General features: G+C 62.1%; 1 protein-coding gene. It reads left to right on the top strand.

Going from position 1 to position 2,005, the window contains the following annotated elements; all coding sequences use genetic code 11:
- A partial coding sequence (locus E3U47_RS25080; RefSeq protein WP_372239557.1) for an immunoglobulin-like domain-containing protein occupies positions 1 to 2,005 on the top strand: 2,005 nt, incomplete at both ends.

Here is a 2,005-nt window from a genome sequence, read left to right as displayed (position 1 = left end):
GGGCACCGATAACCAGGGCGACAAAGTCTCGGTCACCATCGTCAGCAAAGGCGATGTCACTGAAGACCAGCAGCCGGCCTTCACTGTCAAAGTCAGCCAGAAGCTCGACCACGACCTGACCGTTACTCTGTCCAACGGTGACAAGGTGGTGATCAAGGCTGGTGAAACCGAAACCGAGTACAAGGCCAAAGCCCAAGGTGATGACGTCTTCAAGGACGGCGATACCCTGACCGTCGGCATCACCGATGCGGCAGTGGATGGCAAGACCTTCGAAAACCTGGAGCTGGGTGGCAACGCCAGCGTCCAGATCACCGACACCATCAGTGAAGTCATCGCAACCCTGACCGCGGACAAGACCACTGTCGCTGAGGGTGGCCAGATCACCTACACCGTGACTCTGACCAACGGCCAGGGCCTGTCGGTCGTCGGCCACAATGGCCTGACCTTCACCCTGACCGATGGCACCAAAGTGACCATCCCAGCGGGCAGCGCCACTGGCACCATCACCGTCAATGCACCGGATGATGTGTTCGTCGGCGGTCAGCCGACCATCGTCAATAAACTGGAAGGTGTCACTGGCGCGGATAACTTCGAAAAACTCACCCTCGGCAAAGAGGAAGTGAAGACCGAAGTCACCGACGAGCCGGGCACGGGTACCCCAGGCACCGACAACCAGGGCGACAAGGTCTCGGTCACCATCGTCAGCAATGGCAACGTCACCGAAGACCAGCAGCCAAGCTTCACCATCAAGGTCAGCCAGAAACTGGCGCAAGACCTGACCGTGACCCTGGACAACGGCGACAAGGTGGTAATCAAGGCCGGCCAGACCGAGGCCGAGTACAAGACCACCGCCCAGGGCGACGACGTGTTCAAGGATCCGGGTTCGGTATCCGTCGGCATCAGTGATGCCAGCGTGCCGGGCAAGACCTTCGAGAACCTCGAGCTCGGTGGCAAGGCCACCGTGCAGATCACCGACACCGTCAGCGAAGTGGTCGCGACCCTGACCGCCGACAAGTCCACCGTGACCGAAGGCGGCCAGATCACCTACACCGTGACCCTGACCAACGGCCAGGGCCTGTCGGTCACTGGCCACAACGGCCTGACCTTCACCTTGAGCGACGGCACCAAGGTCACCATCCCGGCCGGCAGCGCCAGCGGTACCGCCACCATCACCGCCCCGGACGACGTATTCATCGGTGGCCAGGCCACCATCAGCAACAAGCTGACCGGCGTCACCGGTGCCGACAACTTCGAGAAACTGACCCTCGGCAAGGACGAAGTGAAGACTGGCGTCACCGACGAGCCAGGCTCGGGCACCCCGGGCACCGGCAACCAGGGCGACAAAGTCAGCGTGACCATCGTCGGCAACGGCGATGTGAACGAAGCCGAGCAAGCCTCGTTCACCGTCAAGGTCAGCCAGAAACTCGACCAGGACCTGACCGTCACCTTGAGCAATGGCGACAAGGTGGTGATCAAGGCCGGCCAGACCGAAACCGAGTACAAGGCCAAGGCCCAGGGCGACGACGTGTTCAAGGACGGCGGCCCGCTGACCGTCGGCATCAGCGATGCCAGCGTGGTCGGCAAGACCTTCGAGAACCTCGAGCTCGGTGGCGCGGCGACCGTGCAGATCACCGATACCGTCAGTGAAGTGGTCGCGACCCTGTCGGCCGACAAGGCCACGGTCAGCGAAGGTGGCCAGATCACCTACACCGTCACCTTGAGCAACGGCCAAGGTCTGTCGGTGACCGGCCACAACGGCCTGACCTTCACCCTCACCGATGGCACCAAAGTGACCATTCCGGCCGGCAGCGCCACCGGCACCATCACCATCAATGCCCCGGACGACGTATTCATCGGCGGCCAGCCGACCATCAGCAACAAGCTGACCGACGTCACCGGCGCCGACAACTTCGAAAAACTGACCCTGGGTCAGAACGAAGTGAAGACCACCGTCACCGACGAGCCGGGCTCGGGTACTCCAGGCACCGGCAACCAGGGCGACAAA

It is taken from the genome of Pseudomonas sp. RIT623, from assembly GCF_004519305.1.
In the GTDB taxonomy this organism is placed as follows: Bacteria; Pseudomonadota; Gammaproteobacteria; order Pseudomonadales; family Pseudomonadaceae; genus Aquipseudomonas.
This window is presented reverse-complemented; position numbering and strand designations above follow the sequence as displayed.